Genomic DNA, 6,753 nt, shown 5'->3' on the forward strand with positions numbered 1-6,753 from the left:
AATCTCTAAAATTTGGTCGGTCAAGTTCCTTAGCGATAGAATAGAGAAAGGAATTGAACCCGGGCTAAAAACTCGAAAAAAGATAGATTTGCGATCATTCGTCGAATGCTTAGTTAATCTCCTGTTTTTCAGTCGTTTTTGACGCCCTTGGTATCTTAAATATGCTAGTAAGTTATAAGTGGTTAAAAGAGTTAGTAGACATTGATGTGGCGAGCGCTGAGCTGGCTGAGAAAATGTCAACAACAGGAATTGAAGTAGAAGGTGTGACTTCACCAGCTGCTGGCCTGTCAAAAATTGTCGTTGGCGAGGTGGTATCGTGTGAGGATGTTCCTGATACCCACCTGCATGTTTGTCAAGTCAATGTCGGAGAAGAGGAGAACCGTCAGATTGTCTGTGGTGCTCCGAATGTCTGTGAAGGCATCAAGGTCATGGTAGCTTTGCCAGGTGCTCGCATTGCGGACAATTATAAGATTAAAAAAGGAAAAATCCGTGGATTGGAGTCACTGGGTATGATCTGCTCTCTGGGTGAGCTAGGTATTTCTGATTCTGTCGTGCCAAAGGAATTTGCGGATGGCATTCAAATCCTGCCTGAAGAAGCAGTGCCGGGTGAGGAAGTCTTCTCTTATCTGGACTTGGACGATGAGATTATCGAGCTTTCCATCACGCCAAACCGGGCAGATGCTTTGTCTATGCGTGGGGTGGCTCATGAGGTGGCTGCGATTTATGACAAGTCTGTACGTTTCAAAGACTTCCCACTGGTGGAGAATGAAAAGCAGGCAGCTGACAGTCTTTCAGTAGCCCTTGAGACAGAGAAAGCCCCTTATTACGCAGCTCGTATCTTGGAAAATGTCACCATTGCGCCAAGTCCTCAGTGGCTGCAAAATCTTCTCATGAACGAAGGAATCCGTCCGATTAACAATGTAGTGGACGTGACTAACTACATCCTGCTCTACTTTGGTCAGCCCATGCATGCTTTTGATCTGGATACTTTTGAGGGTGACCAGATTGTCGTGCGGGAAGCGCGTGCTGGTGAAAAACTGGTGACACTGGACGGCGAAGAGCGCGAGCTGGAAGTCAGCGACCTAGTCATTACTGTGGCGGATAAGCCAGTTGCTCTGGCTGGTGTCATGGGCGGAGCAGCGACTGAAATCTCTGGCCAGTCAACTCGTGTTGTTCTGGAGGCGGCTAATTTTGATGGTAAATTGATCCGCAAGACCAGCGGTCGCCTTAACCTTCGTTCTGAATCATCTTCCCGCTTTGAAAAAGGCATCAATGTAGCAACTGTCAATGAAGCTTTGGACGCGGCAGCAAGTATGATTGCGGATTTGGCAGGTGCAACTGTTCAGGCTGGTATCGTATCTGCTGGTAGCTTAGACACTAGTGATGTAGAAGTGGTGTCCAGTCTCGCGGATGTCAACCGAGTTTTGGGAACAGATTTACTTTATACAGATATTGTGGATGTCTTCCGCAGACTTGGCTTTGGCTTGTCAGGAAATGCTGAACAGTTCACTGTCAGTGTCCCTCGCCGTCGCTGGGATATTTCAATTGAAGCGGATCTCTATGAAGAAATTGCCCGCATTTACGGCTATGACAAATTACCAGCTAGCCTGCCAAAAGATGACGGGACAGCTGGTGAATTGACTGCAACGCAACAACTGCGCCGTCAAGTACGGACCTTAGCAGAGGGAGCTGGACTGACAGAAATCATCACCTACGCTTTGACGACGCCAGAAAAGGCGATTGAGTTCACTCTCAATCCTAGTAACTTGACTGAACTTATGTGGCCAATGACAGTGGAGCGTTCTGTTCTTCGTCAGAACATGGTTTCTGGCATTTTGGACTCCCTAGCCTACAATGTAGCTCGTAAAAATAAGAATCTAGCTCTCTATGAGATTGGAAAAGTCTTTGAGCAGACCGGCAATCCTAAGGAAGAACTGCCAAATGAAATCAATAGCTTTGCCTTTGCTTTGACAGGTCTAGTTAATGAAAAAGACTTCCAGACCAAGCCAGTTGCTGTAGACTTCTTCTATGCTAAGGGTGTAGTGGAATCACTCTTTGATAAGTTGGGCTTGACAGCTGAATACGTGGCTAGCAATCAGATTAAGAGTTTGCATCCTGGTCGGACTGCTTTGATCTCTATCAATGGTCGGCCTGTCGGCTTTGTCGGCCAAGTCCATCCTGCGGCAGCCAAGGCTTACGATATTCCTGAAACTTATGTGGCTGAGCTCAATCTGTCTGCTATCGAAGAGCAGCTCCAGCCAGCACAGCCATTTACAGAAATCACTAAATTCCCAGCTGTCAGCCGGGATGTGGCCATCTTGCTCAAGGCTGAAATCACTCACCAAGAGGTCCTTGATGCAATCCAAGCAGCTGGTATCAAGCGCTTGACCGATATTAAGCTCTTTGATATCTTCTCTGGTGATAAACTGGGTGTCGGCCTCAAATCCATGGCCTACAGCCTGACTTTCCAAAATCCAGAAGCTAGCTTGACTGACGAAGAAGTGGCTAAATATATGGAAAAAATCGAAAAATCTCTTACCGAAAAACTCGGTGCAGAAGTTCGCTAATGAACTATTCCCCAGTCATGTGATTGGGGATTTTGATTGATACTCTTCGAAATCCTATTCAAATCATAGTTGATTTGCAGTTTCGCTTGGCTTTCTATCTGGGCAAGCTTATTACTAGGATGCGAGCAAAGATGTAGACGAAACGAGAAATATTCGAAATTGAAAATCAGTAGGGAAAGTAATCATGGAAAATTCAAACCAAATCTCCCAATGTCAGACTCTTTGGGCTAGAAATAAATATCTGGTTCTCAGTCATTCCAGTAAGATCTATCTGGAAATCCGTCAGTATCTAAAAAGTGACTCGGTGGAAGTAGAGCATGTTCAAGACTTGATTGACCAGGCGGTGGCCCTTTCAGAAAATCGCGGTCAGGTCAGCAATGCCTTTCAGCACGTTTGGGGCTATTTTAAGAAAAAAGCGAGCCCGTCGGAAAAAGAAGATTTTATGCTGCTTTTGCTTCGTTACCAATCCGGTCAGGCTGAGCAAAAAGACTTGGTAAGAGCTGTAAAGGGCCTGCTAGTCAAGTATCCCAATCCTTATCTGCAAAAATCGACTTTGTTATTTGGGGATGAAGCATGAGGAACTGAAATTAAGGGGAAAGAATAAGCTTGCTCGTCCAGTAGTTTTGAGGGGGGAGATGATAAGAATAATTTGTTGGGCTCATAAACAATATTATTTTGACTGATTTCGATAAAGGCTTCACCTCGAGCAAAACGTGTCTTTAAGGTATGATTGGAGAAAAAATGTTTTTTACTTATCAGGGAAATAAATTATATTATAAAGTGATTGGTCAAGGAAAACCAGTCTTGGCAATTCATGGTTTGGGCTGTTCATCTGAATTGATGGAAGGATGTTTGGAACCTATTTTTGAGAAACATGCTGGCTATAAAAGAATTTATTTAGATCTGCCTGGCATGGGTAGGTCTGATGTCAATCCTGCTTTTGCAAGTGCGGATGCGATTTTAGAGATGCTCCTGAACTTTATAGAAACTGTAATCGGCGGACACAGCTTTCTCTTAGCTGGAGAGTCTTATGGTGGTTATCTTGCTCGAGGAATTTTGGCTAAGAAAAATTCTCAGATTGATGGTTTGCTGCTTATTTGTCCAGTAGTTGTACCCAATCCGAAAGAAAGAATTTTGCCTAAAGATACTCTGCTAATTAGAGAGGTTGGGTTTGATATAGCAGGCAAAAGCGAAGATTTCGTTGATTTAGCGATTTTACAGACTAAAGAAACTTATCAACGGTTTGAAAAAGAAATCCTAATTGGGCTTCAGATGATGAATGCTCCCTTTGTCCAAAAGCTGCAAGAAAACTATGCTTTTTCGTTTGAAGTGGATCAAGAGATACAGAAAAAGGGCTACGATAAGCCCAGCCTTTTTATAGCAGGAAAGCAGGACCAAGTCGTGGGCTTCCAGCAGTTAGCGCAACTGTCTCACTATTATCCAAGGGCAACTCATGCTGTAATGGATCTTGCTGGCCACAATGCACAGATAGATCAAGAGGCTCTCTTTACGGCCTTGGTTGAAAATTGGCTCAAGCGAATTGAACTTTCCTGATACTAAAAGATTTAATATGTTGAACAGATGCAGATGAAACTGGAGTTCATCAAAGAAATCTAATTCAGCCCCAAATTGATTTTAAAAGCATTGAAAAAAGCGGTATAACCGCTTTTTTTGCTTATTATCCCCAGAATTTCTGGGCGATTTCTTGGCCTTGTTTGATTTTGGCCCATTGTTGCTCAATGGTGAGTTCGTTTCCAGAGTCACAAGAGGCGAAGCCGCATTGGTGGGATAGCAAGAGTCGTTCTTTTGGTAGAACGGTTGCTGCTTTCTCGAGGAGGTCTAGGACGCGTTTTTCGTCATCCAAGCCTGTTGTCTTACTGGAGAGAAGTCCTAAAACGACTTCTGCATCCTTGTCTTTCAAAGCTGCTAGAGCTGATACATCACCAGCTACATCGCTGTCCCACTCTAGGAAGTAGCGATCATAGTGTTGGTCGCGCAGGAATTTTTCCGCGATAGCCTCGTAGGTACCTTCAGCAGCAGAGCGGCTTTCGTAGTTGCCACGGCAGTTGTGGGTCCAGACAGTCAGTCCTAGCTCATGGGCGTAGTCTACGACTTCATTATTAATAGCGACAAACTCGTCTGCCAGGTCAGCCAGACTAGCATTGCCCTCTGTATAGAAGCTAGCAGGATTGGACTCGTCAAAAAGCTCCCAGAGGCAGTCGTCAAACTGGATAATCTGTCCGCCAGCAGCCTTATAGTCGTCCAAAAATTCCTTATAAGCTTGAATCAAACCTTTTTTCAAGTCTTCATTGGTCTCATAAACTTGTCCTAGTCCCGCCAAGCGGTCAAAGACAGCTAACTCAGTATAAGCATGGGCAGGTCCCCAGACAGTCAGCTTGGTATCTTCACCAGCAGCCTCTTCCTTGACTAGCTTATAAATCTCGATAAAGTGATGGTTTTTACCAGAGAGTGGTGCTGTGATACGGATACCAATGTCCTTACGGGTCTCGTATTGCCCGCCGTCGTGGTCCTTGAAGGTGTAGCCGTGGTCAGCAATGTAGCGCTCGATTCCCTTAAGTCCCCAGACAAAGTCCAGATGCCACATGGACTTGGAGTATTCTCCATCCGTCAGGATGTCAATTCCCTTTGCCTTTTGCTCAGCAACAATCTCCTTGATGTCAGCTGTCTCCGTCTCATGGTAGCCTGGGAAACTGTCGTAGAAGGGGTATTGAATATCATCGCGGTGCTCGATTTCTGTTTTATACTGGCGGAGATTTTCTGGGCGCAGAAGTGATCCAACCAGTTGAAATTTTGATTTTGTCATAAGATTTCTCACTTTCATTAGGGATTATGGTCCATTGTATCGAAAATTCCTCGGCAAATAAAATAGTTAATTATACTGGTAGGGTATAGCCGAAAACTATTGCTCGCGCTTCCTGAAATTTTTCTCTCAAATCAAAGTATCTTCTCCATCACAGTTTCCTGAGCCTGAAGTCCTAATTGCTCATAGAAACGCAGGGCTCCGACATTGTCGTTCCAAACATTGAGAGTCAGATTATAGCAGCCGATTTTCCGAGCATAGTCTTCCGCAAAGCGGTAAAGCTTCTCGCCAACCTTTTGCCCTCTGGCTTTCTCATCTACACATAAATCCTCAATAAAAAGTGTCTTGATGGGATTGAGTACAGGACTGACAGGCTGCTTGATGGAGCAGAAGAGGTGACCGAGGATTTCTCTGGATTCACTTTCAAAGACGAAAATAGGAGTGGACTCTTGTCCCAGAATCTTCTCTAGCTCTTCATTGTTAAATTTGCTTCCCTGGTCTTTAAAAATATCTGGCCGAGCTTGATGATGAACCAGCAGGACTTGCTGGAGGAGTTCTTGTAGTGCAAGAATATCACTGACTTGAGCTTTTCTGATTGGCATAATTTTCTCCATTCATCTTTTATAGAATCATTATACGACAGGGAACTATTTTGTCAAGCGAGCTCGGAAAGATTAACAGAACAAGTAGCGTCTGAATAGCAAAGTTCAGTCAGAGTGATTCATTTCCTTTAGATGTATTTTCCTTATAATAAAAACTGCTTTTTCTTGACAAATGAAACAGACAAGTGTAGAATATAACTATAAACTACAAATGTAGAAAAAGGAGAAAGCGATATGACTATTACAAAAAAAGCCTTTATCGGAATTCTATCTCTGACAGCAGCAGTCCTATTGGCTGCCTGCTCAGGCAATACCAACCAAGGAGGGAATACTAGTTCATCACAGAATACGCAAGGCCAGACATCACAATCTGCACAAAATCAGATTTCGCAGTCATCAGCTGCATCTTCCTCTAATCAGCCTTCGTCATCATCAAATGCAGAGCAGGCTACGAATCTAGACGGGCGCTACCAAGCAACCGACCATGATGGCGACCAGCATGTCCTGGAAATCAATGGTACGACTGGTACTTGGACTGAGACCGAAGTCGATGGCAGTAAGGAAATCAAGCAGGTACAAGTAGATGCTGCTAATCAAAGACTGATTGTCGGTGATGATGTCAAAAGTTACCGCCAAAATGGCAATCAGCTGATTGTGGACGAATTGGATGATGATCCAGACACTCTGACCTTTACCAAGCAGTAAAGCGCATCTCAATTTGCTCAGGACAACAGGATGAGCAGTGAGGAAATCAAACTAGAGG

6 protein-coding genes are annotated in these 6,753 nt (G+C 44.3%); 4 read left to right on the plus strand and 2 right to left on the minus strand.

Features of this window, described 5'->3' with window-relative positions; all coding sequences use genetic code 11:
• Positions 1–161: 161 nt before the first annotated feature.
• The 3 genes from pheT (at position 162) to HMPREF9389_RS04065 (ending at position 4,121) form a co-directional block, all read left to right on the plus strand.
• On the plus strand, positions 162–2,567 hold the full coding sequence (gene pheT / locus HMPREF9389_RS04075; protein WP_002930095.1) for a phenylalanine--tRNA ligase subunit beta: 2,406 nt from the start codon (positions 162–164) through the stop codon (positions 2,565–2,567).
• A gap of 184 nt (positions 2,568–2,751) precedes the next feature.
• Complete coding sequence (locus HMPREF9389_RS04070) at positions 2,752–3,144, plus strand: YbgA family protein (protein WP_002930101.1); 393 nt, start codon at positions 2,752–2,754, stop codon at positions 3,142–3,144.
• A 149-nt stretch (positions 3,145–3,293) separates the two neighbouring features.
• Positions 3,294–4,121, plus strand: coding sequence for an alpha/beta fold hydrolase (locus HMPREF9389_RS04065; RefSeq protein ID WP_002930103.1), 828 nt, complete (start codon positions 3,294–3,296; stop codon positions 4,119–4,121).
• A gap of 124 nt (positions 4,122–4,245) precedes the next feature.
• On the opposite strand, the gene HMPREF9389_RS04060 is transcribed toward HMPREF9389_RS04065, so the two are convergent.
• Positions 4,246–5,391 (minus strand): cobalamin-independent methionine synthase II family protein, encoded by a 1,146-nt coding sequence (locus tag HMPREF9389_RS04060; protein WP_032906717.1) that lies wholly within the window; start codon positions 5,389–5,391, stop codon positions 4,246–4,248.
• 131 nt (positions 5,392–5,522) lie between these two features.
• The gene (locus tag HMPREF9389_RS04055) at positions 5,523–5,990 is read right to left on the minus strand and encodes a GNAT family N-acetyltransferase (protein WP_032906488.1); all 468 of its coding nucleotides are present in this window, start codon (positions 5,988–5,990) and stop codon (positions 5,523–5,525) included.
• Between the two features lie 234 nt (positions 5,991–6,224).
• Here HMPREF9389_RS04055 and HMPREF9389_RS04050 point away from each other — a divergent pair, with 234 nt between their 5' ends.
• Positions 6,225–6,695, plus strand: a complete 471-nt coding sequence (locus HMPREF9389_RS04050) for an SP_0198 family lipoprotein (RefSeq protein ID WP_002930108.1) — start codon at positions 6,225–6,227, stop codon at positions 6,693–6,695.
• Positions 6,696–6,753: the final 58 nt, after the last annotated feature.

The organism is Streptococcus sanguinis SK355 (assembly GCF_000212855.1).
Classification (GTDB): domain Bacteria; phylum Bacillota; class Bacilli; order Lactobacillales; family Streptococcaceae; genus Streptococcus; species Streptococcus sanguinis_A.

Excerpts from the sequence above, each read along its gene's own strand:
- pheT (WP_002930095.1), top strand. The coding sequence starts at position 162 with ATGCTAGTAAGTTATAAGTGGTTAAAAGAGTTAGTAGACATTGATGTG.
- HMPREF9389_RS04070 (WP_002930101.1), top strand. The coding sequence starts at position 2,752 with ATGGAAAATTCAAACCAAATCTCCCAATGTCAGACTCTTTGGGCTAGA.
- HMPREF9389_RS04065 (WP_002930103.1), top strand. The coding sequence starts at position 3,294 with ATGATTGGAGAAAAAATGTTTTTTACTTATCAGGGAAATAAATTATAT.
- HMPREF9389_RS04060 (WP_032906717.1), bottom strand. The coding sequence starts at position 5,391 with ATGACAAAATCAAAATTTCAACTGGTTGGATCACTTCTGCGCCCAGAA.
- HMPREF9389_RS04055 (WP_032906488.1), bottom strand. The coding sequence starts at position 5,990 with ATGCCAATCAGAAAAGCTCAAGTCAGTGATATTCTTGCACTACAAGAA.
- HMPREF9389_RS04050 (WP_002930108.1), top strand. The coding sequence starts at position 6,225 with ATGACTATTACAAAAAAAGCCTTTATCGGAATTCTATCTCTGACAGCA.